Origin of the sequence: Spectribacter acetivorans, assembly GCF_031846305.1 — a bacterium.
In the GTDB taxonomy this organism is placed as follows: domain Bacteria; phylum Pseudomonadota; class Gammaproteobacteria; order Nevskiales; family Salinisphaeraceae; genus Spectribacter; species Spectribacter acetivorans.
Window position 1 is genome coordinate 154,147 of record NZ_JAVRHY010000002.1, and the last position, 25,877, is coordinate 180,023.

26 protein-coding genes and 3 tRNA genes are annotated in these 25,877 nt (G+C 66.1%); 23 read left to right on the plus strand and 6 right to left on the minus strand.

The window, feature by feature from the left end:
• Window positions 1–4: 4 nt before the first annotated feature.
• The 3 genes from RM531_RS02720 to RM531_RS02730 form a co-directional block, all read right to left on the minus strand.
• Window positions 5–1,780: an SLC13 family permease gene (locus RM531_RS02720; protein ID WP_311657116.1), complete on the minus strand. Its 1,776-nt coding sequence runs from the start codon at window positions 1,778–1,780 to the stop codon at window positions 5–7.
• Window positions 1,781–1,943: 163 nt separating this feature from the next.
• Window positions 1,944–4,400, minus strand: a complete 2,457-nt coding sequence (locus tag RM531_RS02725; protein ID WP_311657118.1) for an acyl-CoA dehydrogenase — start codon at window positions 4,398–4,400, stop codon at window positions 1,944–1,946.
• Window positions 4,401–4,409: 9 nt separating this feature from the next.
• Window positions 4,410–5,090 carry a TetR/AcrR family transcriptional regulator gene (locus RM531_RS02730; protein WP_311657119.1) on the minus strand — a complete coding sequence of 227 codons (681 nt, stop codon included), beginning with the start codon at window positions 5,088–5,090 and terminating at the stop codon, window positions 4,410–4,412.
• Window positions 5,091–5,205: 115 nt separating this feature from the next.
• Between RM531_RS02730 and RM531_RS02735 the strand changes: the two genes are divergently transcribed.
• The gene (locus tag RM531_RS02735) at window positions 5,206–5,646 is read left to right on the plus strand and encodes an acyl-CoA thioesterase (RefSeq protein WP_311657121.1); all 441 of its coding nucleotides are present in this window, start codon (window positions 5,206–5,208) and stop codon (window positions 5,644–5,646) included.
• Between the two features lie 16 nt (window positions 5,647–5,662).
• On the opposite strand, the gene RM531_RS02740 is transcribed toward RM531_RS02735, so the two are convergent.
• On the minus strand, window positions 5,663–6,118 hold the full coding sequence (locus tag RM531_RS02740) for a DUF7931 domain-containing protein (RefSeq protein WP_311657123.1): 456 nt from the start codon (window positions 6,116–6,118) through the stop codon (window positions 5,663–5,665).
• Window positions 6,119–6,134: 16 nt separating this feature from the next.
• Complete coding sequence (gene purB, locus RM531_RS02745; protein WP_311657124.1) at window positions 6,135–7,514, minus strand: adenylosuccinate lyase; 1,380 nt, start codon at window positions 7,512–7,514, stop codon at window positions 6,135–6,137.
• Between the two features lie 116 nt (window positions 7,515–7,630).
• Between purB and RM531_RS02750 the strand changes: the two genes are divergently transcribed.
• Window positions 7,631–9,034 (plus strand): class II fumarate hydratase, encoded by a 1,404-nt coding sequence (locus RM531_RS02750; protein WP_311657126.1) that lies wholly within the window; start codon window positions 7,631–7,633, stop codon window positions 9,032–9,034.
• Window positions 9,035–9,203: 169 nt separating this feature from the next.
• Here the strand turns inward: RM531_RS02750 and RM531_RS02755 are convergent, their stop codons facing one another.
• Entirely contained in the window at window positions 9,204–10,181 is a 978-nt protein-coding gene (locus RM531_RS02755) for a quinone oxidoreductase family protein (protein WP_311657128.1), read from the minus strand.
• A gap of 89 nt (window positions 10,182–10,270) precedes the next feature.
• Between RM531_RS02755 and RM531_RS02760 the strand changes: the two genes are divergently transcribed.
• The 21 genes from RM531_RS02760 to galU all read left to right on the plus strand — a co-directional run bounded on the left by RM531_RS02760 (window position 10,271) and on the right by galU (window position 25,784).
• The gene (locus RM531_RS02760) at window positions 10,271–10,759 is read left to right on the plus strand and encodes a disulfide bond formation protein B (RefSeq protein ID WP_311657129.1); all 489 of its coding nucleotides are present in this window, start codon (window positions 10,271–10,273) and stop codon (window positions 10,757–10,759) included.
• 40 nt (window positions 10,760–10,799) lie between these two features.
• Window positions 10,800–11,288, plus strand: coding sequence for a ribonuclease E activity regulator RraA (gene rraA, locus RM531_RS02765; protein WP_311657130.1), 489 nt, complete (start codon window positions 10,800–10,802; stop codon window positions 11,286–11,288).
• A gap of 239 nt (window positions 11,289–11,527) precedes the next feature.
• Entirely contained in the window at window positions 11,528–12,820 is a 1,293-nt protein-coding gene (gene aceA, locus RM531_RS02770; protein WP_311657131.1) for an isocitrate lyase, read from the plus strand.
• Between the two features lie 187 nt (window positions 12,821–13,007).
• A complete protein-coding gene (locus RM531_RS02775) occupies window positions 13,008–13,664 on the plus strand; it encodes a response regulator (protein ID WP_311657132.1) in 657 nt (218 codons plus the stop codon).
• Between the two features lie 73 nt (window positions 13,665–13,737).
• Entirely contained in the window at window positions 13,738–14,361 is a 624-nt protein-coding gene (locus tag RM531_RS02780; protein WP_349255383.1) for a uracil-DNA glycosylase, read from the plus strand.
• On the plus strand, window positions 14,358–16,181 hold the full coding sequence (gene uvrC / locus RM531_RS02785) for an excinuclease ABC subunit UvrC (protein ID WP_311657136.1): 1,824 nt from the start codon (window positions 14,358–14,360) through the stop codon (window positions 16,179–16,181). Before RM531_RS02780 ends, uvrC begins: the two co-directional genes overlap by 4 nt.
• A 12-nt stretch (window positions 16,182–16,193) precedes the next feature.
• Entirely contained in the window at window positions 16,194–16,748 is a 555-nt protein-coding gene (gene pgsA, locus RM531_RS02790; RefSeq protein WP_311657137.1) for a CDP-diacylglycerol--glycerol-3-phosphate 3-phosphatidyltransferase, read from the plus strand.
• A 57-nt stretch (window positions 16,749–16,805) separates the two neighbouring features.
• Window positions 16,806–16,880: transfer RNA gene (locus tag RM531_RS02795), tRNA-Gly, on the plus strand.
• 289 nt (window positions 16,881–17,169) lie between these two features.
• Window positions 17,170–17,243, plus strand: a tRNA-Cys gene (locus tag RM531_RS02800).
• 71 nt (window positions 17,244–17,314) lie between these two features.
• A tRNA-Leu gene (locus RM531_RS02805) sits at window positions 17,315–17,401 on the plus strand.
• A 65-nt stretch (window positions 17,402–17,466) separates the two neighbouring features.
• The gene (gene ccmA / locus RM531_RS02810; RefSeq protein WP_311657138.1) at window positions 17,467–18,087 is read left to right on the plus strand and encodes a cytochrome c biogenesis heme-transporting ATPase CcmA; all 621 of its coding nucleotides are present in this window, start codon (window positions 17,467–17,469) and stop codon (window positions 18,085–18,087) included.
• A 14-nt stretch (window positions 18,088–18,101) separates the two neighbouring features.
• Window positions 18,102–18,749 (plus strand): heme exporter protein CcmB, encoded by a 648-nt coding sequence (gene ccmB, locus RM531_RS02815; RefSeq protein WP_349255384.1) that lies wholly within the window; start codon window positions 18,102–18,104, stop codon window positions 18,747–18,749.
• 36 nt (window positions 18,750–18,785) lie between these two features.
• Window positions 18,786–19,520 (plus strand): heme ABC transporter permease, encoded by a 735-nt coding sequence (locus RM531_RS02820; RefSeq protein ID WP_349255385.1) that lies wholly within the window; start codon window positions 18,786–18,788, stop codon window positions 19,518–19,520.
• A complete protein-coding gene (gene ccmD / locus RM531_RS02825; RefSeq protein WP_311657144.1) occupies window positions 19,517–19,669 on the plus strand; it encodes a heme exporter protein CcmD in 153 nt (50 codons plus the stop codon). Before RM531_RS02820 ends, ccmD begins: the two co-directional genes overlap by 4 nt.
• On the plus strand, window positions 19,666–20,130 hold the full coding sequence (ccmE, locus tag RM531_RS02830; protein ID WP_311657146.1) for a cytochrome c maturation protein CcmE: 465 nt from the start codon (window positions 19,666–19,668) through the stop codon (window positions 20,128–20,130). Before ccmD ends, ccmE begins: the two co-directional genes overlap by 4 nt.
• A complete protein-coding gene (locus tag RM531_RS02835) occupies window positions 20,127–22,085 on the plus strand; it encodes a heme lyase CcmF/NrfE family subunit (protein WP_311657148.1) in 1,959 nt (652 codons plus the stop codon). Before ccmE ends, RM531_RS02835 begins: the two co-directional genes overlap by 4 nt.
• Entirely contained in the window at window positions 22,085–22,621 is a 537-nt protein-coding gene (locus RM531_RS02840) for a DsbE family thiol:disulfide interchange protein (protein WP_311657150.1), read from the plus strand. Before RM531_RS02835 ends, RM531_RS02840 begins: the two co-directional genes overlap by 1 nt.
• On the plus strand, window positions 22,618–23,061 hold the full coding sequence (locus tag RM531_RS02845) for a cytochrome c-type biogenesis protein (protein WP_311657152.1): 444 nt from the start codon (window positions 22,618–22,620) through the stop codon (window positions 23,059–23,061). The genes RM531_RS02840 and RM531_RS02845 overlap by 4 nt, the downstream gene beginning before the upstream one ends.
• Window positions 23,058–23,876: a c-type cytochrome biogenesis protein CcmI gene (gene ccmI / locus RM531_RS02850; protein ID WP_311657154.1), complete on the plus strand. Its 819-nt coding sequence runs from the start codon at window positions 23,058–23,060 to the stop codon at window positions 23,874–23,876. Before RM531_RS02845 ends, ccmI begins: the two co-directional genes overlap by 4 nt.
• A gap of 65 nt (window positions 23,877–23,941) precedes the next feature.
• Window positions 23,942–24,823 carry a MaoC family dehydratase gene (locus RM531_RS02855; RefSeq protein ID WP_311657156.1) on the plus strand — a complete coding sequence of 294 codons (882 nt, stop codon included), beginning with the start codon at window positions 23,942–23,944 and terminating at the stop codon, window positions 24,821–24,823.
• A 49-nt stretch (window positions 24,824–24,872) separates the two neighbouring features.
• On the plus strand, window positions 24,873–25,784 hold the full coding sequence (gene galU / locus RM531_RS02860) for a UTP--glucose-1-phosphate uridylyltransferase GalU (RefSeq protein ID WP_311657158.1): 912 nt from the start codon (window positions 24,873–24,875) through the stop codon (window positions 25,782–25,784).
• The last annotated feature ends 93 nt before the right edge of the window (window positions 25,785–25,877 follow it).

Consider the following 25,877-nt stretch of genomic DNA (forward strand, 5'->3'; position numbering starts at 1 on the left):
CGTACTACGCAAACGCCGACGCGTACACCAGCCGGATCACGATGATGGTGGTCACGCCGATCGCCAGATTCATGGGCAGTCCCGCGCGCAGAAACTCGTTGAAGCGATAGCCACCGGCGCTGAAGACCATCAGGTTGGTCTGGTAGCCCAGCGGGGTGGCGAAGGTGGCTGAGGCGGCCATCATCACTGCGATGACGAAGGGCATGGCGGGTAGCTGCGCGGTTTCAGTCACGGACAGGACGATGGGCAGCATCACCAGCGCAGCGGCGTTGTTGGTGATCATCTCGGTCATCAGCATCACCGCGATGTAAACCAGAATCAGCAGCAGCAACGGATGGCCGCCGCTGGTATTGACGATGCCTTCGCCGATTGCGCTGGCGGCGCCGGAGACCTGCAGGGCTGTTCCCAGGCTGAAGGAGCTGGCGATGACCAGCAGCACCGGCAGGTCCACGCTCTTGCCGGCCTGACCCGTCGTGCAGCAGCCAGTGAGGACCATGGCGGCGGCGCCGACCAGGGCGGCGTTGAGCATGCTGCTGAGCCCGGTTGCGGCGCTGACAACCAGCCCGCCCAGGATCAGCCATGACAGCCAGGCTCGTTCGTGCCGCGGAGTTTCGGTGTCGAGGTCGTTGATCAGCAGGAAATCCTTGTTGTAGCGCTGCCGGGTCACGAACGCCGGCCGGGCCTCGAGCAACAGCACGTCACCCGAGCGCAATTCGATGCGTCCCGGGTTGCCCTGCACCCGTTCACCGCCGCGGGCTACGGCCAGCACGACCGCGCCGTAGCGGTCCCGGAAGCGGGCATCGCGGATGGTCTGGCCGATTACTTCGGAGTGTGGGGACAGCGCCGCTTCCACCAGACGGCGTTCAGCGCGGGACTTGCCCAGGGCCGGGCCGTCGCCGGAGGTGGAGGGCAGCAGGCCGTTGATGCGCAGCAGGTCGGACACCGCCTGGGTGTCGCCCACGAACACCAGCCGGTCGCCGCCACGCAGTTGCTCCTCCGAGGGCACGGCGGTGACCACGCTGTCCTGGCGAATGATCTCGACCAGATACATGTTTCCGAGATTGCGCAGCCCGGCCTGGGCCACCGTCTGGCCGACCAGCGGGCCGTTTTCCTCGACCATGACCTCCAGCGAGAACTCGCGCAGCTCGCCGAATTTCTGTTCGTCACGCCGATCCGGCAGCAGCCGTGGCAGGACCAGCAGCATCAGGGCCAGACCGAACAACGCGACCGGCAGTCCGACCGTGGTGATGGAGAACAGTGACAGGTCATCGGCACCGGTGAGCGCCTGGTACTGACTGTTGACCACGAGGTTGGTGCTGGTGCCTATCAGGGTCAACGTGCCGCCGAGGATGGCCGCGTAACTCAGCGGGATCATCAACTTGGAGGGCGCCATGCCGATGCGGCGGGACCAGGCATTCACCGCCGGAATCATGGTGGCGACCACGGGGGTGTTGTTGAGAAAGCCGCTGAGCATGGCCACCGGCAGCATCAGCCGCGCCTGGGCGCGGCGAACCGAACGGGGATGCCCGAGCAGATAGCGGACCACGAGATCCACCCCGCCCGAGTGGTGGACGCCGGCGGCCACCACGAACAGCGCGGCAACGGTCATCAGACCGCTGTTGCTGAATCCGGCCAGGGCCTGGTTGGCCGTCAGAATGCCGCTGGCGCTGAGTACGATCAGTACGCCCAGCATCACCAGATGCGGTGGCTGGCGTCCGGCGCTCATCAGCCCGAGGGCGGCGACAGCCAGCCCCAGTACAAACCAGGCCTCGAATCCCATTCAGTTGTCTCGTCCGCCAGCGCAACAATGGAGCGTGACCATACCGGCTTGCAGGGTTGCTGGGAATGGTAATAGCTAAAAGTGATAAGGCTAGGGAGAGAGCAGGCGCAAAAAAGCCCGGGCATCGCTGCCCGGGCTCAAGGGTCTCGTCACGGTCGCTGGATCAGGCCACGCGGGCTTCCTGCACCTTGTCCTGATGACCACCGTTCTGACGGTTGAGCAGGTAATCCGGCTCGAACGCGTCGGTAAGGATGGCGTCATAGCGCAGCTGGTCGTAGGCGGCCACTTCGTCGGCCTCCGCCTGCGACAGGATGCCGGCTTCCACACAGCCGGCGAGCTGGTCGGCCACTGTCAGCCCGCGGGTCTGGCCCTTGGCCACGGCCTTGGCGAACTTGTTGTAGAGCGGCTCGACCTTCACCAGCGTCTGGAACGCCTGCTCCATGCGGCCGGTGACGTCATCCGCCGACTTGCCGACGTAGGTGTCGGCGGTCATGCGCTCGCGGAAGGCGCCGGGCTCCAGCATGGCGTCGGCCAGCTGTCCGCCCAGGTCGTCGCTGGCGCCGTGATACGGGCGTCCCAGCGGGAACACCATGACGCGCAGGGCCTTTCCGACGAACCGGTTGGGGAAGTTGCGGAAGAAGCCGTCGAAGGCGTCCGCGATTTCCCGCAGGCTGTCGTCCATCACCCACTGCATGTGGGGCAGGTCGGCTTCCTGTTGGCCCTCATCGATGAAGTACTTGAGCGTGGCCGAGGCGAAGTAGAGCTGCGACAGCACATCGCCCAGACGGGCCGACAGACGCTCCTTGCGCTTCAGGTCACCGCCGAGCATGCCCATGGTGACGTCAGAGACGAACGCTAGGGCGGCACTCATGCGGGCCAGCTCGCGGAAGTAGGGGGCGGTCGGGCCGCTGATCGGGGCGCCGGCCAGCCGCGAGCCGGTCAGGCCCAGGGTCAGGGCGCGGGCGCCGCGGTTGACGGAATAGCCCACGTGGCCCCACAGGAGCTTGTCGAAGGCCTTGAGGTCATCCTCGCGAGCCGCCTCCATCTCCGGGAAGACGTAGGGATGGCAGCGGATCGCCCCCTGGCCGAAGATCATCAGGCTACGGGTGAGGATGTTGGCGCCTTCCACCGTGATCGCGATCGGAATCGCCTGGTAGGAGGGCGCCAGATAGTTGCGGGGGCCCTGCTGCACACCGCGGCCGCCGTGGATGTCCATGGCATCGTTCACCGATTGCCGCATCCACTCGGTCATGTGGTACTTGGCGATGGCCGTGACCACGGACGGGGCGCAGGTGTCCACGCCGCTGGCGGTGAGCACGCGGGCGGCTTCCATCTTGTAGTTGAGGCCGGCAATGCGGGCCGAGGCCTCCTGCACGCCCTCGAACTTGCCGATGGGCATCTTGAACTGGCGACGCACACGGCCGAAGGCGCCGGTCATGCGGTAGCTCATCTTGGAAGCCGCCGAGGACAGGGCGGGCAGTGAGATGCCGCGGCCCGCCGACAGGCACTCGACCAGCATGCGCCAGCCGCCGCCGATCTGTTCGCGGCCGCCAATCACCCATTCCAGCGGAATGAACACGTCCTTGCCGTAGATCGGCCCGTTCATGAAGGCGCCGGGGTAGTGGCGCTTGCCGACTTCCACGCCGGGATGGTCGGCCGGCACCAGGGCACAGGTGATGCCCAGCTCCCTGTCGTCGCCCAGCAGGCCGTCCGGGTCATAAGCCTTGAAGGCCAGACCCACGACGGTGGCTACCGGCGCCAGTGTGATCCAGCGCTTGGAGAAGGTCAGCTTGAGGCCGACCACTTCCTTGCCCTCGAACTCGCCCTTGCAGACGATACCGGTGTCGGGGATCGAACCGGCGTCGGAGCCGGCTTCCGGACCGGTGAGGCCGAAGCAGGGGATTTCCGTGCCCTGGGCCAGACCCGGCAGCCAGCGCTTCTGCTGGTCCTCGGTGCCGTAGTGCACGAGCAGCTCGCCCGGGCCGAGCGAGTTGGGCACCATCACCGTGACCGCGGCGGTCAGGCTGCGCGACGCGATCTTGGCCACGATGGTCGACTGCGCCAGCGCGGAAAAGCCGAGGCCGCCGTGCGCCTTCGGAATCAGCATGGCGAAGAAGCGGTTGTCGCGAATGAACTGCCACACCTCGTCGGGCAGATCCATCAGCTCCTGGGTGATCTGCCATTCGTCGAGCATTTCACAGAGCTGCTCGGTCTCGTTGTCGAGGAACGACTGTTCCTCGTCGGTGAGCCGGGTGCGCTGGAAGTTCATCAGATAGGTCCAGTCGGGCTTGCCGCGGAACATTTCCGCTTCCCACCAGACATCACCGGCCTCGAGGGCCTCGCGCTCGGTGTCCGACATCGGCGGCAGCACGGCCTTGAAGCCCTTGAAGATGGGCTTGGTCAGCAGGCTGCGGCGCAATGGCACCACGTTGAACAGCACCGCCAGCGGGATGCCGATTACCGCGGCGATCACGATGCCGGTGGTGCCGATGACGCCCAGGCCGTACAGCGCGCCGAAATACACCACCGCGGCGGCGGTCCAGGCCAGCAGCGGGGCGCCGATGTAGGCCAGGGCCCACACGGCGGCCAGGGCAGCGATCAGGGACAGGATGACAGTCATGATGACCTCCTATGACTTGGTGGCCGTATTGGCGGCCAGGGTGCCGGTCAACGCGGCGCCGGTATGGGCAGGCGCCGCGAGGTCCGGATTCATCGCGTCATCGTCGGGCAGTAACGCCTGCTCGAGGAACGCGATGTATTGCGAGAATTCGGTCGAGTCGGTATGCGGCCATTCGGCCGGCATGTCCCGACGGATCTGCAGCGTGCCGAGAAACACCGAGTACGTCAGCCGGGCCCAGCGCGATGCGTTGTCCGGCGACAGGCCCACCGCTTCGTAGTAGTGCCGCAGCGTTTCGATACGCCGGGTGGAAACGCGCGTGACGAACGCCGCAATCAGCGGATCGTCGGCCGCTGCCGACAGGGCCTGGTAGATGCGACTGGTGCGCAGCGAGGTGTTGACCTCGCGGATTACCCGCTGCAGGCGCCGGCGGGGGTCGGTCTCGTTTTCCAGGCTCTGGAAGGGGACGCCGGTTTCCTGTTCTTCCCAGCGTTCCAGGGCGCGCTTGAGCAGCGCCTCGCGATTGCTGAAATGCCAGTAGAAACTGCCCTTGGTCACGCCCAGGCGGCGGGCCAGCGGCTCCACGGCGACGCCCGCGATACCCTGGTCGGCGATCGCATCGAGCGCAGCCTGCGCCCAGGCGTCGGCCGACAGCCGGGTCTTGTCGTTGATCGTGTCGCGGGTCGCGCTCATTGGTATTCCATACGCAGGCGTATTGAGAGTATGCTGCACTGCCGCGCCGCTGTCAATACGCCACCGTATGGAGGCGATGGCGGCCATCCGTGATCCCGATGGAGTGCCTGCCGACATGACCGATCCCGTCCGTGCCGATTTCACCCATGGCCTGCCGCTGACCGTGCGCTGGGGCGAAATGGATTCCCTGGGCCACGTGAACAACACGGTGTACTACCGTTATTCCGAGGACGGCCGGATCGATTATTTCTCGCAGTTGCTGGCCACCGGCGAACCGTTCCACGAGACCGGGCCGATCCTGGCCGAGCTGGGCTGTCAGTTCCGGCAGCAGTTGCGCTTTCCCGCCGAGATCGAGATCACCACCCGTACCCACCGCATCGGCCGCAGCAGCATGGGCGTCCAGCAGGCGCTCTGGCATCGGGACAGCGGCGACCTGGTGGCGCTGATGGAGGCGGTGCTGGTCTGGTTCGATTACCGCGCCCAGACATCCGTGGTGGTGCCCGATGCGTTGCGGGAGCGCATCCGGACGTTCGAGGTGGTGCCGCCCGCGATGTAACCACCGCTGGCGGCAGTCAGCCGCCCAGGTACAGCCGACGCAGGTCGCTGGCCGGCAGTGCGGCCTGCCAGCGGGTGTCGAACTCGCCGGCGCGTGTGCGTGCCTCCGGTGGGCTTAGAGTTTGTGGTGGCGTCATGGCACGCCGCTCGCGCTGGGTCAGACCGCTGGCGGCGTCGGCGATCAGACATTCCGCAAACCAGGACGTCGCGTTGGGTGCCGGCGTGCGAAATTCGATGGCGCTGGACAGCGTCTGCCCGAGGGTCACCAGCGCGTGACCGCGGGCCGCCGGACGGGTATCGGCAACCAGGATACGAACCCGGGCATGGCGGGGCGCGCCGATCACCAGTTGCTTGACCGCCTCACAGAACGCCTCGGTGGCGTACACATCCGCCGGCAGCTCGTGGCTGTAAAGGTCGAGGTGCCGGCGGGTGCGGCCGACCAGTTCGGCTGCATCGCAGGCGAGTCGGGCCACCGGGGACTTGCCCGGCTCAGACCTGTCGGGCCTGCTCGACGGCATTGCCGATGTAATCCCCGGGCTGCAGATCACGCAGCCGCGCTTTGTCGGACTCGGGCAGATCGAGGCCGTCGACGAAGGTGCGGATGGCCGCCTCGTCGATGGTCTGGCCGCGGGTCAGGGTCTTGAGTTGCTCGTAGGCCTGGTCGATGCCGCGTACCCGCATGACGGTCTGGATCGCCTCGGCCAGTACCGGCCAGTTAGCGTCGAGATCGGCGGCCAGCCGGGCCGGATCGGCCGCCAGCTTGCCGATGCCCTTCTGCAATGCCTTACAGGCGATCAGCGTGTGCGCCAGTCCGCTGCCGGTGTTGCGCAGGGCGGTGGAATCGCTCAGGTCCCGCTGCCAGCGGGATACCGGCAGCTTGGCCGCCAGGTGGTCCAGCACCGCATTGGCCATGCCCAGGTTGCCCTCGGCATTCTCGAAATCGATCGGGTTGACCTTGTGCGGCATGGTCGAGGAACCCACCTCGCCGGCCACCGCTGCCTGCTTGAAGTAGCCCAGCGACACGTAGCCCCAGATATCCCGCGAGAAATCGAGCAGGATCGTGTTCACCCGCATCAAGGCGTGATAGGTCTCGGCCATCCAGTCATGCGGCTCTATCTGGGTGGTGCAGGGGCTGGGAGCCAGCCCCAGGTCGGCCAGGAAGGCCGCGCTCAGCGCCGGCCAGTCGACATCCGGATAGGCCACCAGATGCGCGTTGTAGTTGCCCACGGCACCGTTCATCTTGCCGAGGATGGCCACATCGGCCAGCGCCTGGCGCTGGCGGCGCAGCCGGTGGACGAACACGCCCATCTCCTTGCCCAGGGTGGTGGGGGAGGCCGACTGGCCGTGGGTGCGGGCCAGCATCGGCAGGTTGGCGTAGGTGTGGGCAAGGTCGGCGATGGCGGCCGTGATGCCGTCAATCGCCGGCAGCAGTACCGTATCCCGCGCCTCGCGCAGCATCAGCGCATAGGCCAGATTGTTGATGTCCTCGGAGGTGCAGGCGAAATGAATGAAGGGACTGTATTCAGAGAATTGCGGCAATTCGTTCAGGCGGTTTCTCAGAAAGTACTCGACCGCCTTCACATCGTGATTGGTGGTGGCCTCGATGTCCTTCACGGCCTGGGCATCGGTTGCGTCGAAGTCCGCGATCAGGGCTCGGAACGCCTCGGCGGTGTCCGCCTCCGGCGCACCGAGTTCGCGAATGCCGGGGTGCCGGGCCAGCGCTTCCAGCCAGCGGATTTCCACCGTCAGGCGAAATCGGATCAGCCCCATTTCGCTGCAGATCGGCCGTAGATCTGCGGTTTTCGACGCGTATCGGCCATCGATCGGCGTCACGGCAGTCAGCGGGGAGAGGTCGGCATCCAGGGACATGGGCGCGATCGGAGGCGGTGATAGAATCCGCCCATGATACCTGATGCGCCGGCGATGCCGGGTCCGTAAGGGCCGCCTCGCAACGGCCATCATCCTCATCAAACCAGGAGCCAGACATGCCGCAGCCGCACGGCGACGCCGCCGAATTCCGTACCGAAAAGGACAGCATGGGGGAACTCCAGGTGCCGGTATCGGCGCTCTGGGGCGCGCAGACCCAGCGGGCGGTCGAGAACTTTCCGATCTCGGACCTGCGGGCACCGCGGGCTTTTATCGAAGCGCTGGGGCGGATCAAGGGCGCGGCGGCGCAGGTGAACTGCGATCTGGGACTGCTCGATCAGGATCTGGCCACCGCCATTCGTCAGGCCGCCGACGCGGTGGCGGCGGGTGATCACGATGCCGAGTTCCCGGTGGATATCTTCCAGACCGGCTCCGGTACCTCGAGCAACATGAACGCCAACGAGGTGATTGCGCGGCTGGCCACCGACAACGCCGGCAAGACGGTGCATCCCAACGACCACGTCAACATGGGGCAGAGCTCCAACGACGTGATCCCGACGGCGATCCACGTCAGTGCGGCGCTGCAGTGCGAAAAGCGGCTGCTGCCGGCGCTGCGGCACTTGCGCGACACGTTGCGGCGCAAGGGCGCCGAGCTGTCGGACGTGATCAAGACCGGCCGCACGCATTTGATGGATGCGATGCCGGTCAGCCTGGAACAGGAACTGGGGGGCTGGGCGGCCCAGATCGATTCCGGGATCGCGCGGATCGAGGCGGCGCTGCCGCGCGTCCGGCGTCTGGCGCAGGGCGGCACTGCGGTGGGTACCGGTATCAATGCCCATCACGAATTCGGGGCGCGCTTCGCGCAGAATCTGGCCGCCGCCACGGATGTGGCCTTCGAGGCTAGCCCGGATTACTTCGAGAGCCTGTCCAGCCAGGACGCGGCGGTGGAGTTGTCAGGCCAGCTCAAGACCGTGGCGGTGTCGGTGATGAAGATCAGCAACGACCTGCGCTGGATGAACAGCGGCCCGCTGGCGGGGCTGGGCGAGATTGCGCTGCCGGCGCTGCAGCCGGGTAGTTCGATCATGCCGGGCAAGGTCAATCCGGTGATCCCCGAGGCCGCTGCCATGGTGGCCGCCCAGGTGATCGGCAACGACACCACCATCACCGTGGCCGGCCAGAGCGGCAATTTCCAACTCAACGTGATGTTGCCGGTAGTGGCCTACAACCTGCTGCAGAGCATCGATCTGTTGGGCAATACCGCCACGGTGCTGGCGGACAAGGCGATTGCCGGTTTCACCGTCAATCAGGCCACCCTGGATCGGGCGCTGGCGAAGAACCCGATTCTGGTGACTGCCCTGAACGCGGTAATCGGCTATGAAAAGGGTGCGGCCATCGCGAAGAAGGCCTACGCCGAGGGCAAGCCGATCAAGGAAGTCGCCCTGGCCGAAACCGACCTGAGCGAAAGCGAACTGGATCGGCTGCTGGATCCCGCCGATCTGGCGAAGGGTGGCATCAAGACCTGAGACGCGCGCGGCGCCGCAGGCACGATTCGTTTCGCAGGCAGGGCTGGTCTTCCGGCGGGCTATCGGACCGGCGCCATGAATGGCGCCGTACGGACGGGCGAGCCGGTTCTCCGTTGACTCCGAGTAGGGCCGAATTCATTCGGCCTGCCCGGCTGATCGGCGGCTCGGCTTAGCCCGGTATCAACAGACTGGCCCCCGTGGTCTTGCGTGCCTCCAGCGCACGGTGGGCGCGGGCAGCCTGCTTCAGGGGATATTCCTGATCGATGCGCGCTGACAGGGTGCCGGCTGATAAGGCCTCGAACAGCGCGCTGGCGCCTGCCAGCAGATCCGATCGTTCCCGGGTGTAATCGAGCAGGCTGGGGCGGGTAAAGAACAGTGAGCCGCGGCGGGCGAGTTCGGACGGCTCGAACGCGGGAACCGCGCCGGACGCATTGCCGAAGCTGACCATCATCCCCAGCGGCGCCAGGCTGTCGAGCGAATCCTGGAAGGTGGCGGCACCCACGCCGTCGTAGACCACATCAACCCCGCGCTTTCCGGCCGCCCGGCGGACCTGTGTGGCCACGTTGCCGTCGCGGTACTGGATCACCTCGGCACAACCGGCTTCGCGGGCGATGGCCGCCTTGTCCCGCGAGCCCGCGGTGCCGATCACCGTGGCGCCCAGATGGGTTGCCCAGCGGCATAGCAGGTAGCCGACCCCGCCTGCGGCCGCATGAACCAGCACGCGCTGACCCGGCTGGACCGCGAACGTGCGGAAGAGCAGGAAGTGCGCGGTGAGTCCTTTTAGCATCAGCGCGGCGGCGCTGCGGGCATCGACCGTGTCAGGCAGGGGGACGACCCGATCTGCCGGCATCAGGCGCTCTTCGGCATACGCGCCCAGCGGCGCGCTGGCGTAGGCCACCCGGTCGCCAACCGCCAGATCACTAACCCCGTCGCCGATCGCGGTGATTTCCCCGGCGGCTTCCAGCCCGATACCGCTGGGTAGCGGCAGCGGATACAGCCCGGTCCGGTGGTAGACGTCGATGTAGTTCAGCCCGACCGCATGGTGGCGGATACGGACTTCGCCGGGGCCAGGGTCGCCCGGGTCTGTCTCGATCCATTCCAGGACATCGGGCCCGCCGTTGCGGCGAATCTCGCAGGTCAGCGTCATACCGGCTGTTTGTCGTGTGTGGCGTGGCCGAGCCTAGCAAACGCAGCCGGCCGCTTGCCGCCTCGGTGGGGGCATGCAAGCATTGCGCGATGACATCAAGGCTCGTCCTGACACTCACGCTGCTGGCCGCCGTAGGCGCCATTGCATTCGCCTACCTGCTGGAGTTCGGTTTCGGCCTGGAACCCTGCCCGCTGTGTATCTTCCAGCGCGTGGCAATGGCCGGCGTTGCCGTGGTCTGTCTGGTGGGCGCACTGCACGGCTCCGCGGGCTGGGGGCGTCACGTCTATTTCCTGCTGGCGAGCGTCTCCGCCGGTGCCGGGGCAGCGATCGCCGGTCGCCACGTATGGCTGCAGTCGCTGCCGGCCGACCAGGTGCCCGCCTGCGGCCCGGATCTGAACTATCTGCTGGACGTGATGCCCTGGGCCGAGGTGCTGGCAATGGTATTGCGCGGCGATGCCAGCTGTGCCGACATCGACGCCGCCTTCCTGGGATTGTCGCTGCCGGCCTGGACGCTGATCGGATTCGTCCTGCTGCTGGCCGGCCTGCTGTGGGGGTGGCTGGCGGCCCGTCGCGCCTGATGTCACGTCCTTCATTCCATCGATTCGAGAGCCGTATTCCATGACCGACACGTTGCCGACCACCGATCTCTGCGACCGCTACTCCGACCAGCTGCAGATTGCCGAACCGCTGTTCGGTGACTTCGGCGGCCGTCTGGTCTTTGCCGGGCCGATCAGTACGGTGAAGTGCTTCGAGGACAACTCCCTGGTGAGAGCAGCGCTCGAAGAGCCGGGCCAGGGCCGGGTGCTGGTGGTCGACGGCGGCGCCTCGGATCGCTGTGCCTTGCTGGGCGACAATCTTGCCCAGCTGGCCATCGATAACGACTGGGCCGGCATCGTGGTGTACGGCTGCATCCGGGATTCGGCCGACATCGGGGAAATGGACGTGGCGGTCAAGGCACTGGCCACGCATCCGTTGAAGTCCAACAAGCGGGACCTGGGGGATCGCGACGTGCTGGTTCGCTTTGCCGGTGTGGCGTTCCGCCCTGGTGCGTGGATCTACGGCGATGCCGACGGCATGGTCGTGGCGGCCAAAGAGTTGTCTTTGTAGGAAAAATTCCGCCGCCGGCGGCGGCGCTGACACCGGCCTGTAAAAATTATTTTCAACCGGTATAATGCGCGGCCGTGAAATCGGATGCTGCACCGCAATAACCGGTTTCGCATTCGCGGACAACACCAATCTCCGAGCGAGTGAATCCGGGTGTGGATCATTCGGCACGCACCTCCTGGCGGCCGGTGGCCCGTGAACAGCACCCATCGACAGACCCCTTGAAGAGGCATAGATCGGACATGAACAGAACCGAGCAGATCCAGGCGATCGAAAAGGAGTGGGCGGAAAGCCCGCGCTGGAAGAATGTGAAGCGCACCTACAGCGCCGAGGACGTGGTGCGGCTGCGTGGCTCCGTGGTGCCCGAAGCCACCTACGCGCGCAACGGGGCGGAAAAGCTCTGGAAGCTCGTGAATGAGGAAGACTACGTCAACTGCCTCGGCGCCCTGACGGGCGGCCAGGCGCTGCAGCAGGTCAAGGCCGGCGTCAAGGCGATCTACCTGTCCGGCTGGCAGGTTGCCGCCGACGCCAACACCGGTGAGACCATGTATCCGGACCAGTCGCTGTACCCGGTCAACTCGGTGCCGACGGTGGTCAGCCGCATCAACAACGCCTTCGCCCGCGCGGACCAGATCCAGTGGGGCAAGGGCGTGAACCCGGGTGATGCCGAGTTCATCGACTACTTCGCGCCGGTCGTGGCCGACGCCGAGGCCGGTTTCGGCGGCGTGCTCAACGCCTACGAACTGATGAAGGGCATGATCGAGGCGGGCGCCGCCGGCGTGCACTTCGAGGACCAGCTGGCCTCCGTGAAGAAGTGCGGCCATATGGGCGGCAAGGTGCTGGTGCCGAGCCAGGAAGCCGTGCAGAAGCTGGTTGCCGCACGTCTGGCCGCCGACGTGATGGGTACGCCCACCATCGTGCTGGCCCGCACCGACGCCAATGCCGCCGATCTGCTGACCTCCGATGTCGACGATTACGACAAGGAGTTCATCACCGGCGAGCGCACCGCGGAAGGCTTCTACCGCACCCGCGCTGGCATCGATCAGGCCATCAGCCGCGGTCTGGCCTACGCGCCGTTCGCCGACATGGTGTGGTGTGAAACCGCTGTGCCGGATCTGGACGAGGCCAAGAAGTTCGCCGAGGCCCTGCATGCCGAGTACCCCGAACAGCTGCTGGCCTACAACTGTTCGCCGTCGTTCAACTGGAAGAAGAACCTGGACGACGCCACCATCGCCAAGTTCCAGCGCGAGCTGGGTGCGATGGGCTACAAGTACCAGTTCATCACCCTCGCCGGTATTCACAACATGTGGTACAACATGTTCGATCTGGCGCAGAACTACGTGAAGGACGGCATGACCGCCTACGTGAACATGGTTCAGGAGCCGGAATTCGCCGCCAAGGATCGCGGCTACACCTTCTCCAGCCATCAGCAGGAAGTGGGCACGGGCTACTTCGACGACGTCACCAACGTGATCCAGGGCGGCGTGTCCAGCGTGACCGCCCTGACCGGTTCGACCGAGGAAGCCCAGTTCTAGGCAACCCGCGTCCAACCGCGTGACATCGAGGCCCGGCGGCAACCCCGTCGGGCCTTTTTCGTTTGGTTTCGGCGGGCACGCATTTGCCAGGGCGGGCTGGGCAATTTCGTGTTCCGGTCGATAACCGGTCGGACCGACCGGGTCATCCGGTTTACAATGCGACGAGAGGTTTCGTCGGGGACACGCCATGATTCGATTGCTGCTCGTGGACGACCACCACCTGGTAAGGGGCGGGATGCTGAGCCTGCTGTCCGAGGAATCGGATTTCGAGGTGGTCGGGGAGGCCGGCAACGGGGAAGACGCGCTGCGCCTGGCCCGTGAACTGGCCCCGGACGTGGTGCTCATGGATATCAACATGCCGGGCATGGGGGGTATCGAGGCCACCCGTCGGCTGCTGTCGTCGCACCCGGCGATGAAGGTCATCGCGGTATCGATGTACCAGGACGAACCCTATCCCTCGCGCCTGCTCGAGGCGGGTGCCATGGGCTATCTGTCCAAGGATAGTGCCGCCGCCGAGGTGGTGGCGGCCGTGCGCCAGGTTCACGCGGGCAAGAGCTATGTGGCCCCCAGCATCGCCAGTCAGCTGGCGGTATCGCTGATCAAGGGCAGCGGCGGATCGCCGTTCGACCAGCTCTCCCAGCGCGAAATGCAGGTGGTACTGATGGTCACGCGGGGTACCAGTACCCAGGCCATCTCCGACAGCCTGTGCCTGTCGCCGAAGACGGTCAGCACCTATCGCTACCGCGTGTTCGAAAAGCTCGGCGTGTCGAACGATGTTGAACTCACGCGCATGGCCATGCGGTACGGCCTGCTCGAGGACCGTTCCGACGCCGCCAGCGCCTGAACGCCGGGTGTGCGCCGCGTTATCGAGCAGTCCTCGCCGCCGGTAAGCCGGCGTGCGCAGTCCTGACGGCCGCATGGCGGCACCCGCGCCGGATTGCCCGCATTGCCCGCGGCTGGTCGACCTGCGTCGGGAGGTCGCCGGCCGTTATCCCGACTATCACGCCGCGCCGGTGCCGGCTTTCGGGGCGACGGACGCACGTCTGCTGATTGTGGGTCTGGCGCCGGGTATGCACGGGGCCAACGCCACCGGGCGTCCGTTTACCGGTGACTACGCCGGCGAACTGCTGTACCGGACGCTGCATGATTTCGGCTTCGCCGACCGGCCGCAGTCCCGCCATCGCAACGACGGTCTGACCCTGCTGGACTGCCGCATTACCAACGCCGTGAAGTGTCTGCCCCCGGGTAACAAGCCCACTGGCGGCGAGGTGAATGCCTGCAACCCGTTCCTGGCCGCCGAGCTGCGGGCCCCGACGCTGCTGCTGGCGCTGGGCGGGGTGGCGCACCGGGCGGTGGTACGGGCGCTGGCCCTGCGGCAGAAGGACTGGCCGTTCGGCCACGCCGCCGAGCACCGGTTGCCCGACGACCGGGTACTGCTCGACAGCTATCACTGCAGCCGCTACAACACCCAGACCCGCCGGCTGACCGAGCCCATGTTCCGTGCGGTTTTCGCGCGGGCACGTGCCATCCTCGAGTCGTGAACGCCGAGACCTTCGATCCTCGCCGCTATGCCGGTCAGCTGACCGCGCGCCCGGGCGTCTACCGGATGATCGATGCCGATGGCGAGGTACTCTACGTCGGCAAGGCCAAGAATCTGCGCAAGCGGGTGTCCAGCTACTTCCTGCGGGCCAGCGGCAATCCGCGCATCGAATCGATGCTGGATCAGGTGGCCGATATCGAGGTCACCGTCACCCATACCGAAGACGAGGCCCTGCTGCTCGAGTCCACGCTGATCAAGCAGATCCGGCCGCGCTACAACGTCTATCTGCGCGACGACAAGAGTTATCCCTACCTGCGAATCACCGGCGATCACAGCTTCCCGCGGGTGACCTTCCATCGGGGGTCGCGCAAGGTCTCCGGACGCCTGTTCGGGCCGTTTCCCAGTGGTTCCGCCGTGCGCCAGACGATGACCACCATCCACAAGCTGTTCCGGCTGCGTAACTGCGACGATACCTATTTCGCCAATCGCTCCCGGCCCTGCCTGCAGTATCAGATCAAGCGCTGCTCCGCGCCCTGTGTCGGCTACATCGACGAGGCCAGCTACGCCCGTGACGTCGCCGACGCCGCCGATCTGCTGGAGGGCCGCAACGAGCGCCTGGTGGCCCGCCTGGTCAAGCAGATGGAAGCCGCGTCCAGCCGGCTGGAATTCGAGCAGGCGGCCGCCACCCGCGAGAAGATTGCGGCGGTACGGCGGCTGCAGGAGCAGTCCCACGTGGTGGGCGGGAAGGGCGATTTCGACATCATCGTCTGCGCCAGCGGCGGGGGCATCGCCTGCGCTGTGGTGGTGAGCGTGCGCGGCGGTATGCATCTGGGCCATCAGAGCTTCTACCCGACGCTGCCGGAAGGCACCGAGCCCGCCGAGCTGAGTGAAGCATTCATCGGCCAGTACTACCTGGAGCGCAAGCCGCCGCCGGAAATCCTGGTGGGCGTGGAGCCGGTGGATCGGGAGTGGCTGGAACAGAGCCTGGGCGAACGGGCCGGCCGAAAGGTGTCGGTGCGCTACCGGCTGCGCGGGCGCCGGGCGCGGCTGCGGGACAATGCCAGCGCCACGCTGGAACAGGCGCTGGAATCGCGGCTGGCCACGCGGGCCGGGGTTCGCGATCGCCTTATGGCGCTGCAGGAGGCGCTGGCCCTGGCGGCGCCGCCGATGCGCATGGAGTGTTTCGACATCAGCCATACCGGCGGCGAACGCACGGTGGCCTCGTGCGTGGTGTTCGAGGGCGGGGCGGCAAAGAAAGCGGCCTACCGGCGGTTTAATATCGAGGACATCGAACCCGGGGATGATTACGCCGCCATGCGCCAGGCACTGGAACGGCGGTTTCGCCGGCTCAAGCGTGGCGAGGCGCCGATGCCGGATCTGCTGCTGATCGATGGGGGCAAGGGACAATTGACACAGGCGGAAACGGTTCTGCAGGAACTTGAACTGGCGGATGTGCCGGTGGTGGCGGTGGCCAAGGGCAGCGAACGCAAGGCCGGGCGGGAACAGCTGTTTTTGCCGCGGCAGAGCCAGCCTCATATACTCCCGCCCAACTCCCCGGCCCTCCATCTGATTCAGCAGATTCGCGATGAAGCGCATCGCTTCGCCGTGGCCGGCCATCGCGGCCGCCGCGACAAGGCGCGCCAGCAGTCGCCGCTGGATCATATCGACGGGCTGGGCCCGGTCCGTCGCAAGCGGTTGCTGCGTGCCTTCGGCGGGTCGCGCCAGATTGCGCGCGCCGGGGTACGCGACCTGGAGCGCGTGGACGGCATCAGTCGGGCGATGGCACAGCGGATCTACGAGCATTTTCATCAGTCGGGATAACGGCGTTTTCGCATGCAACTCAATCTGCCCACATGGCTGACGCTGTTCCGGCTGGTAATGATTCCGGTGGTGGTCATCGTTCTCTGCCTCAGCTTTCCCGGCCGCGATTACCTGGCCGCCGGCGGTTTTGCCGCGGCGCTGATCACTGACTGGTTCGACGGCTGGCTGGCCCGGCGCTGGGATCAGGCCTCCGCGTTTGGTGCATTTCTGGACCCGGTGGCGGACAAGCTGCTGGTCTGCGCGCTGCTGGTGATGCTGGTGTTTCACGATCCGCGTGTGGTGGTAGCGATTCCGGCAGTAATCATCGTGGGGCGCGAGATCACCGTATCCGCGCTTCGCGAGTGGATGGCCGAACTGGGCAAGCGCCAGTCGGTGGCGGTCGGGTCGCTGGGCAAGTACAAGACCGCAATCCAGATGACGGCGATCCTGGTCATGCTGCTGGATCTGAGCCAGCCGCGGGGGACGCTCTATGCGGTCGGCCTGGTGCTGCTGGGGATCGCGGCGGCGCTCACCGTGTGGTCGATGGTGGCTTACCTGCGGGCGGCCTGGCCGCATTTGCGCGATTAGAGGCTCAATCGCGCCTTGACACGTGCGCTGCACGCCCTAGAATACGCGGCGAATAAGGCGGGAATAGCTCAGTGGTAGAGCACAACCTTGCCAAGGTTGGGGTCGCGAGTTCGAATCTCGTTTCCCGCTCCAGTTTGCAATGCGACTGCAGCGATCAAGCCTCGTCCCGACGGTCGGGGCTTTTTCGTTGGTGCTGGTGGCATACGCTTGTATCCAGTGGTCGCAATAGACGAAGACTGCCGACTTTGGCCTGGTGGCAGAGTGGGTGAGCCGGAACCAGACGAATCACCGATTCGTCCCGGCGAACGCCCGCGGCAGGACGCCGCGGGCCGGGTTTCTTGGTGAGACCAAGATGGTCGAACCTAGAAACTGCGCGCCGCGATTGACCGGTCGACAGCGTATAACGAAGATGACCGACTTTGGCCTGGTGGCAGAGTGGTGATGCAGCGGCCTGCAAAGCCGCGTACCTCGGTTCGATTCCGGGCCAGGCCTCCACCTTTTCCTTGCCGTTTCCCCGCGGCCCCGTCGCGCCACCACCGGCGCGGCCTGCGCTAGACTATCGGCACGCCCAGGTGGCGAAACCGGTAAACGCTGCGGACTTAAAATCCGCTGGTAGCAATACCTTGTGGGTTCGAGTCCCACCCTGGGCACCAAGGCATGGGGCGGTCGCCCGCGCTGGTGTCGCATCCACCGCCTGTCATTGCAGGGAAGCCTCGATTTGACGCAATCCAGTGCAGGACTGACCGTGCAATCGCTGGCCTGCGCGCGTGGCCGCCGGATACTGTTCGAGCAGCTCGATGTGACGCTGGCCCCGGGCGAGGCGGTGCGAGTAACCGGTGATAACGGTCGCGGCAAGACCACCTTGCTGCGGACGTTGGCGGGGCTGCGTCTGCCTCATGCGGGCCGGGTGTGCTGGGATGGCCACGACGTGCATACCGGGGACGCCTTCACCGACGGTGACCTGCTGTATCTGGGCCATGAGAACGCCCTCAATCCGGACCTCACGGCGGTGGAAAATCTGACCGCGTTGCGGACGCTGCACGGACGCCAGGGCGACATTCGGGCGGGGCTGCGGCGCTTCGGGGTGGATACGATCGGTGACCGCCCCTGTCGGACGCTGTCGGCCGGCCAGCGCCGGCGCAGCGCGCTGGCGCGGCTGTGTCTGGAAGGCGCAAGGTTGTGGTTGCTTGATGAGCCCGCCGCGGCGCTGGACGCGGCGGCCCGGCAGGTGCTCGGCGACGTGATCGGTGCGCACGTGGCGGCAGGCGGGCTGGTCCTGTTCACCACCCATGAAGCGCTGGATATCCCGCAAACTCCGGTTCGATCGCTGACGCTGTGAGCGGCTTTCTGGCCATGCTCCGGCGCGATCTGCTGCTGCTGGCACGCCAGCGCGGCGAGGCGGTGCATCACGTGCTGTTCTTTCTGCTGCTGGTGGCGTTGTTTCCGCTGGGCACGCGTCCGGCGCCCGATCTGCTGCTGTCGCTGGCCCCGGCGCTCATGTGGATGGCGGCACTGCTGGCCGCGTTGCTGTCGCTGGACCGCCTGTTCCGCCCCGATCTGGACGACGGCACGCTGGAACAGCTGCTGCTGTCGCGCGAGCCGCTGGCGCTGCTGGTGCTGGCCAAGGTGGCGGCCTACTGGCTGGGTGGCGGGCTGATCTTCGTGCTGGTTTCGCCGCTGGTGGCCCTGCTCCTGGGGGTACCGGCACAGGCCATTCCGGTTATCATGTTGAGTCTGTTGCTGGGGACGCCGGTGCTGGGCCTGATCGGCGCCATCGGTGTAGCGCTGACGCTCGGCCTGCAGAGGGCCGGCGTGCTGCTGAGCCTGCTGGTGTTCCCGCTCTACGTGCCGGTACTGATTTTCGGGGCCGGCGCCATGCAGGCGGCTATCGAGGGATTGCCTGCCGCCGGGCCGCTCTACATGCTGGGCGGCCTACTGCTGCTGGCGATATCGCTGGCGCCACTGGCCGCCGCGGCGGCTCTCAGAATCAGTCTGGAGTAGGTTTCGCGTGCGCGACTGGATTGCCTGGACATGCTGATGCGCTGGTTCCATCAACTGGGCTCGCCGCCGTATTTCCAGTCGCTGGCGCGGCGCCTGTCACCCTGGCTGGCGGTGCCAGCGGTTCTGCTGACCGCCTGGGGCTTCTACGCCGGGCTGGTCCATGCGCCGCCCGACTATCAGCAGGGCGACGCCTTCCGCATCATCTACGTGCACGTGCCGGCCGCCTGGCTGTCGCTGTTCGTGTACACCGCGATGGCAGTGGCCGGCGCGGTGGCCCTGGTCTGGCGCATGAAGGTGGCCGAGGCCTTCGTGATCGCTGCGGCGCCGATCGGCGCAAGCTTTACGTTCCTGGCGCTGGTCACCGGCTCGATCTGGGGCAAGCCCATGTGGGGCACCTGGTGGGTGTGGGACGCCCGGCTCACCTCCGAACTGATCCTGCTGTTTCTCTATCTCGGGGTGATGGCGCTGGAAAGCGCGATCGAGGAGCCGCGGAGTGCGGCCCGCGCCGCATCCCTGCTGGCGATTGTGGGCGTAGTGAATGTGCCGATCATCCACTACTCGGTGGAGTGGTGGAATACGCTGCACCAGGGTCCGACGGTGACGCGCTTCGACGCTCCGGCCATTGAGTGGTCGATGCTGCTGCCATTGCTGGTCAGTGCATTGGGCTTCACGCTGCTGTTCGCGTGGCTGGTGCTGGTGCGCATGCGGGTGATTCTGCTGCGGCGCGAGGCGGGCTCGCGCTGGGTGCGGGAATGGCTGCAGAACCCATGAGTGATTGGTGGTCGATGGGCGGGTATGCCGCCTACGTGTGGAGCAGTTTCGGCATTGCCGCGGTCGTACTGGTGTGGAACATGGTCTGGCCCTACGTACAGTTGCGGCAGCTGCGCCGACGGCTGCGCCAGGAGGAGAAACAGGTTTGACCCCGAAAAGACGCCGGCGATTGACGCTGGTGGGGCTGTTGCTGCTGGGTATCGGCGGCGCGGTTGCCCTGATGCTCACTGCATTCAACGAGAACCTGATGTATTTCTATCAGCCCAGCATGGTGGCTGCCGGCGAAGCGCCCCAGGGGGCGCGATTCCGTATCGGGGGCCTGGTGGAAACGGGCAGTGTGGAACGGGCCGAGGACGGCCTGCTGGTGAATTTCACCCTGGCCGATTGCGATGCCGCGGTGCCAGTGCGCTATCGGGGTATCCTGCCTGACCTGTTCCGCGAGGGGCAGGGCATCGTCGCCTACGGGCAACTGGATGAGCAGGGCGTGTTTGCCGCCGACGAGGTGCTGGCCAAGCACGACGAAAATTATATGTCGCCGGAAGTGGAGGAGGCCCTGAGCAAGCCGGACGGCCAGTCCTGCATGCCGGCCAGCATGGGAGCCGCGCTGTGATTGTCGAACTCGGCCATTTCGCGCTGGTGCTGGCGCTGTGCCTGTCGCTGGTGCAGGCGATCGTGCCGATGCTGGGCTATCGCACCGGACGGACCGACCTCATGGGCATGGCCATGCCAGCGGCCTCGGGGCAGTTCGTGTTCCTGGCACTGGCATTCGCGGCGCTCGGCTGGGCATTCCTGCAGAACGATTTCTCCGTGGCCTATGTCGCCGCCAACTCCAATACCGAGCTGCCCTGGTACTACCGTCTGGCCGCCATCTGGGGTGCCCACGAAGGCTCGTTGCTGCTGTGGGTGACCATGCTGGCGGGTTGGAGTCTCGCGGTTGCGGCCTTCAGCCGCTCGCTGCCCACCGATGTGGCCGCTTGCGTGCTCGCGGTAATGGGCATGGTCAGCGTGGGCTTTCTGCTGTTCACACTGGGGACTTCCAACCCGTTCGAACGGCTGTTTCCTGCGGCCGCCGAGGGCCGTGATCTGAATCCGCTGTTGCAGGATCCGGGGCTGATCATCCATCCGCCGCTGCTCTACATGGGCTACGTGGGCTTTGCGGTGGCGTTCGCGTTCGCCATTACTGCCCTGATTACCGGGCGGGTGGACAGTGCCTGGACCCGCTGGACCCGACCATGGACCACGGCGGCCTGGTCGTTTCTCACCATCGGTATCACCCTGGGCAGCTGGTGGGCCTACAACGAACTGGGCTGGGGTGGCTGGTGGTTCTGGGACCCGGTGGAAAACGCCTCCTTCATGCCCTGGCTGGTGGGCACCGCCCTGATCCATTCCCTGGCGGTGACCGAGAAACGCGGCATCTTCCAGAGCTGGACGGTGCTGCTGGCAATAAGCGCCTTCGCCCTGTCGCTGCTGGGTACATTCCTGGTGCGGTCGGGCGTACTGGTGTCGGTGCATGCCTTTGCCACCGACCCGGCTCGCGGTATCTATATTCTGCTGTTCTTTGCCATCGTGGTGGGTGGATCGCTGTTGCTCTACGCCGCCCGCGCCCCAAAACTGGCGCGCGGGGATACACCGGTCAAGGCGCTGTCCCGCGAGGGGCTGCTGCTGCTGAACAACCTGTTTCTGGTGGTATCGGCCGCAGCCGTGCTGCTGGGCACGCTGTATCCGCTGGTGGCGGATGCCCTGGGTCTGGGCCGGATATCGGTGGGGCCGCCGTATTTCAACACGGTGTTCGTGCCGCTGACGGTGCCGCTGGTGATTCTCTGCGGCTTCGGCGGCGCGATGGCCTGGAAACGCACCCGCTGGCAGGTGCTACGTGACCGGCTCTGGCTGCCGGCGCTGGCTGCAACCGTTGCCGGCGTGGGCCTGTCCTGGGTGACACTGGGCACCGGCGGGGTGGTAGCGACGGCCGGCTGCATGGTCGGTTTCTGGGCCATTGCCACGGCCATGGAGGAGCTCTGGTACCGCCGCCGCACCAGCTGGTCCCGCGGCGTGCTGGGCATGACCATGGCCCACGCCGGCGTGGGCGTGATGGTGATCGGCATCACCCTGGTTACCGCGTTCGGCCTGGATCGGGATGCCAGTCTGGCGGTGGGCGAAAGCAAGACGATGGCCGGCTACCGGTTCACCCTCGAGGGCACCGAGGAGCAGTCGGGACCCAACTACATCGCGCAGGTCGGCCACGTCGCCATTAGCGATGGGGACGGCAATGCCATCGCGACCGTGCATCCGGAAAAACGGCGCTATCCCACCCGCGGCAACGTGATGACCGAATCCGGTGTGCACAGCAATCTGTTCCGGGATCTGTACGTGTCGCTGGGCGAGCCTCTGCAGCAGGGCGGCTGGTCGCTGCGCCTGTTCTACCGGCCATTCGTGCTATGGGTATGGCTGGGCGGGCTGCTGATGATGCTGGGGGGCATCCTGGCGACGACCGATCCCCGCTATCGACGCCTGCGTCAGCGCGAACGCCAGCGGGCCGACAGCCACGCCGTCGCCGCCGGCGCCTGATGCGGCTCAGCTTTGTCCTCCCCGCGCTGGTCGTGGTGGTCCTGATCGGGCTGCTTGGCTACGGCCTGACGCGCAATCCGTCGGAACTGCCGTCGGCGCTGCTGGATCAGCCGGCGCCGGCCTTTTCCGTGGCGCGTCTCGAGGCGCCAGATCAGTTGATTACCCAGGAGGCGTTTGCCGGCCGGGTCGCGGTGTTCAATGTCTGGGCGAGCTGGTGCGTGGCCTGCCGGGCCGAACATGCACTGATCGAGGAACTTGCCGAGCGTGGCGAGGTGGCCGTCTACGGCCTCAATTACAAGGATGACCGGACCACGGCGATGCAGTGGCTGGACCGCTATGGTGACCCGTTCGTGGCCAGCGCCTTCGACCCGCGGGGGCAGGTCGGCATCGACTACGGTGTGGCGGCGGTGCCGGAGACTTTCATTATCGATGCCGAGGGCATCATCCGTTTCAAACAGGTGGGCCCGGTGGACCGCGAGACGCTGGAGCAGACGCTGCTGCCGCTAGTGGCCCGTCTGAAAAAGGAAGCGGCGTGAAGGTCCTGCTGTCGGTATTTTTCCTGTTGCTCGGCGGTACCGCGGTGGCAGCGCCGCCCGCCCTGGACGAGGCGCAGACCCATCGTTACCACCAGCTGATCGATCAGGTACGTTGCCTGGTCTGCCAGAACCGCACCATCGCCGAATCCGACGCGCCGCTGGCGGCGGATCTGCGCGACATCATCGGCCGGCAGATCGCTGCCGGGCGCTCCAATGAGGAGATCAAGAATTATCTGGTTCAACGCTACGGTGAATGGGTGCTGTACAAGCCGCGTTTCTCGGCCGCCACCTGGATTCTGTGGCTGGGTCCGGCGGCACTGCTGCTGGCGGCGCTGGTGAGCGCGATACTGCTTTGGCGGCGGACCGGGCGGCGCGCCGAACCGCCAGCACCGGATGAAGACTCGCTGGCACGGATTCTCGACGATGAGCGTCGGTCATGATCGTGTGGTTCTGGGTGCTGGCCGGACTGATGGCCGTGATCGCGGCCGGCGGCCTGTTATGGCCGCTCTGGCGGGCCGGATGGCGCGGCAGTTCGCGGCGCGAAGCCAATATCCAGGCCTATCGTGACCGTGTTCGCGAGCTTGACGCCGAGGTGGCGAGTGGCCGCATATCCGAGGAGGAGGCGGCGTCGCTCAAGGCCGAACTGGGCCGACGTCTGGTGCATGAGGCTGGCGACGAGGAAGCGCCGGCGACGCCGGTCCGAGTTCGACCCTGGGGCACCTCGCTGTTTCTGATCCTGCTGGTGCCGGTGCTGGCAGTCATCGTTTACGGGTCGGTTGGCGAATGGCAGCTGGCCACCGGTAATGACCAGCCGCCGCTGCCGGTGATGATCGAACGCCTGGAATCCCGGCTTGCCAGCCGCCCGGAGGATGCCCGGGCCTGGATGTTTCTCGGGCAGGCTTATTCCAGTCAGGAACGGCCGACCGACGCGGCCGAGGCCTTCCGGCGTGCCAACGAGCTGGTCGAGCAGCCGGAGGCGTCCCTATTGGTGCGTGAGGCCGAGGCGCTGGCCACCGCTAACGGCGGGCAGCTTCAGGGTCGGGCACAGGCGCTGTTCGATCAGGCGCTGGAACAGGATCCCGACAATGGCCTGGCACTCTGGTATGCCGGGATGGCGGCGATCCAGTCGGAGCAACCGCAGGACGCCCGGCGCCACTGGCAGCGACTGCTGAAACAGGATCTGCCCGACGATTTCCGGGCGGTGGTCGAACGCAGCCTTGAGCGGATTGATGCAGCGCCGCAATCGGGCTCCTGACGCGGTTGTCACCCCCCGGGAAACGGGTTAGGGTCGCCGGCGTCACCCCCGCACGACGCCCGCGCATGGCCGACGCCACCGTTATCGAACTCGATCGACTGCCCGCCATCGTTCCCACCTATCTGCGTGCCGCGCTCACCTTCAGCGGCGGGCTGGGTCCCGACGCCACGATCCCCGACATCGAATGCCGCGTGCCCGGCGTATCGATCGACCCGGATCTGCTGCAACGCTACGCCGAGGTCTGCGGGTTCCCGCCGGACAGCAACGACGTACCGATCACGCTGCCGCACGTGCTGGCGTTCCCGGTTCACATGGCCGTGCTCACGCACCGTGAATTCCCGCTCAAGCTGCTGGGGCTGGTGCATGTGCGTAATCGCATTACCCAGCATCGCGCGCCGGCGGTTGGCGAGGCGCTGGATCTGGCCGTACGGGTCGGCGGCCACCGGGACGTGCACAACGGCATCGAGTTCGACATGGAAACGGTGATGGCCGACGCCTCCGGCAATACCGTCTGGGACTCGACCAGCACCATGCTGTCGCGCGGCGGCGGCAAGGGCCGGCGTTCGGGACGGGGCGACAAGTCGCCGCCGGCGGTGCCGGAACAGGGTCGCTACGGTCGATGGGAGGCGCCCGCCGACATCGGCCGGCGTTATGCCGGGGTGGCGGGCGACGTCAACCCGATCCACCTGTCGGCGTTGTCGGCCAAGCTGTTCGGTTTCCCCCGGGCGATCGCCCATGGTATGTGGCTCAAGGCACGGGCGGCGGCGGAGATGCAGGCCGACCTGCCGGATGGCGCCCATACCCTGGAAGTGGCCTTCAAGCGCCCGGTGCTGCTGCCGGGTTCGGTCATGCTCAAGTACGATCCGGGCGAGAGTGGAATCGATTTTGCACTGATCAAGCCCGATTCGGACACCGTGCACATGGTCGGATCCGTGCGCCGCGCGTAGTGGACCTGAGCGCCCGTTGACGGTCCCGGCGCACCAGAAAGGAGCAGCAATGCGAATCCGTAAAGCCGTTTTCCCGGTGGCAGGGCTGGGTACCCGTTTTCTGCCGGCGACCAAGGCCAGTGCCAAGGAAATTCTGCCGGTGGTGGACAAGCCGCTGGTGCAGTACGCGGTGAAGGAAGCGATTGCCGCCGGCGCCGAGGAAATGGTGTTCATTACCAGTCACACCAAGAACTCGATCATGGATCACTTCGATCGGGACTACGAACTGGAGGCCATTCTCGAAGCCAAGGGCAAGGAAGACCTGCTGGCTGCGGTGCGTGATGTACTGCCCAAGGGCATTACCTGTGTCTACATCCGTCAGCCTGATCAGATGGGGCTCGGGCACGCGATTTCCTGCGCCTTTCCGGCAGTGGGAGATCAGGACTTTGCGGTGATTCTCGCCGACGACCTGATCGCGGGCGGCTCGCAACCCTGCCTGGCCCAGATGCAGCGGGTGTATCAGTCTTACGGCGCCAGCGTGCTGGCAGTCCAGAGGGTGCCCTGGGAAGAGACCTACAAGTACGGCATCGTCGAGGTCGAGCCGGTCGGGCCCGGCCTGTCGGAAATCAAGTCCATCGTGGAGAAGCCTGATCCGAAGGACGCACCGTCGAATCTGGCCGTGGTGGGGCGCTACATCCTGACCCCGCGCATTTTCCGGCTGATCGACCGCACCAGTCCCGGGGCCGGCGGTGAGATACAACTCACCGATGCAATCGAGGCACTGCTCAAGGAGCAGACGGTGATGGCCTACGAGTTCGAAGGCACCCGCTACGACTGCGGCAGCAAGCTGGGTTATCTGCAGGCAAATGTGGAGATGGGCCTGCAGCACCCGGAGATCGGCCCCTCGTTTCGCGCCTATCTGCGCGGCCTCGATCCGGCGCTGCTGACCGATCCCGATGACGACAACCATACGAATGGGTAAGTCCGTGCCAGCGGCGAGTTTGTTATCATTCCCGTCAGGGCAATGCGGCGCCGGTACGCATTGCCATCGTTGCCTCTTTCCGGGGTGATTCCG

Coding starts and splice junctions, on each gene's coding strand:
- RM531_RS02720 (WP_311657116.1), bottom strand. CDS start 1,780: ATGGGATTCGAGGCCTGGTTTGTACTGGGGCTGGCTGTCGCCGCCCTC.
- RM531_RS02725 (WP_311657118.1), bottom strand. CDS start 4,400: ATGACTGTCATCCTGTCCCTGATCGCTGCCCTGGCCGCCGTGTGGGCC.
- RM531_RS02730 (WP_311657119.1), bottom strand. CDS start 5,090: ATGAGCGCGACCCGCGACACGATCAACGACAAGACCCGGCTGTCGGCC.
- RM531_RS02735 (WP_311657121.1), top strand. CDS start 5,206: ATGACCGATCCCGTCCGTGCCGATTTCACCCATGGCCTGCCGCTGACC.
- purB (WP_311657124.1), bottom strand. CDS start 7,514: ATGTCCCTGGATGCCGACCTCTCCCCGCTGACTGCCGTGACGCCGATC.
- RM531_RS02750 (WP_311657126.1), top strand. CDS start 7,631: ATGCCGCAGCCGCACGGCGACGCCGCCGAATTCCGTACCGAAAAGGAC.
- RM531_RS02755 (WP_311657128.1), bottom strand. CDS start 10,181: ATGACGCTGACCTGCGAGATTCGCCGCAACGGCGGGCCCGATGTCCTG.
- RM531_RS02760 (WP_311657129.1), top strand. CDS start 10,271: ATGACATCAAGGCTCGTCCTGACACTCACGCTGCTGGCCGCCGTAGGC.
- rraA (WP_311657130.1), top strand. CDS start 10,800: ATGACCGACACGTTGCCGACCACCGATCTCTGCGACCGCTACTCCGAC.
- aceA (WP_311657131.1), top strand. CDS start 11,528: ATGAACAGAACCGAGCAGATCCAGGCGATCGAAAAGGAGTGGGCGGAA.
- RM531_RS02775 (WP_311657132.1), top strand. CDS start 13,008: ATGATTCGATTGCTGCTCGTGGACGACCACCACCTGGTAAGGGGCGGG.
- RM531_RS02780 (WP_349255383.1), top strand. CDS start 13,738: ATGGCGGCACCCGCGCCGGATTGCCCGCATTGCCCGCGGCTGGTCGAC.
- pgsA (WP_311657137.1), top strand. CDS start 16,194: ATGCAACTCAATCTGCCCACATGGCTGACGCTGTTCCGGCTGGTAATG.
- ccmB (WP_349255384.1), top strand. CDS start 18,102: ATGCTCCGGCGCGATCTGCTGCTGCTGGCACGCCAGCGCGGCGAGGCG.
- RM531_RS02820 (WP_349255385.1), top strand. CDS start 18,786: ATGCGCTGGTTCCATCAACTGGGCTCGCCGCCGTATTTCCAGTCGCTG.
- ccmD (WP_311657144.1), top strand. CDS start 19,517: ATGAGTGATTGGTGGTCGATGGGCGGGTATGCCGCCTACGTGTGGAGC.
- RM531_RS02840 (WP_311657150.1), top strand. CDS start 22,085: ATGCGGCTCAGCTTTGTCCTCCCCGCGCTGGTCGTGGTGGTCCTGATC.
- ccmI (WP_311657154.1), top strand. CDS start 23,058: ATGATCGTGTGGTTCTGGGTGCTGGCCGGACTGATGGCCGTGATCGCG.
- RM531_RS02855 (WP_311657156.1), top strand. CDS start 23,942: ATGGCCGACGCCACCGTTATCGAACTCGATCGACTGCCCGCCATCGTT.
- galU (WP_311657158.1), top strand. CDS start 24,873: ATGCGAATCCGTAAAGCCGTTTTCCCGGTGGCAGGGCTGGGTACCCGT.